Genomic DNA, 289 nt, shown 5'->3' with positions numbered 1-289 from the left:
CAGATAGGCTCCGCCCGCCTTCCAGATCGCGAGGAGCGAGATGATCAGCTCCGTGGAACGCTCTAGACAGACCCCAACCACACATTCAGGTCCAATCCCCTGCGCAATCAAATAACGCGCTAGGCGGTTTGAGGCTGCATCCAGCACGCTGTAGCTCAACACCCGATCACCATCGACCGTCGACGGCGCGTCCGGGAGGGCTTGCACCTGCGCCGTAAACAGATCAATGACGGTCTTGTCCTGTGGGAAGTCGGCAGCCGTGTCGTTGAAGCCATGCAGCACAAGCTCC

1 protein-coding gene is annotated in these 289 nt (G+C 59.9%); it reads right to left on the bottom strand.

Annotated features, from left to right (window positions below):
- Positions 1 to 289 (bottom strand): AMP-binding protein (locus E1297_RS00340; RefSeq protein WP_155132548.1); only part of this gene is annotated, 289 nt, incomplete at both ends.

Source organism: Roseibium sp. RKSG952, assembly GCF_009711355.1.
Note: the sequence above shows the minus strand (reverse complement) of the source record. Positions and strands in the feature narration are given on the sequence as shown.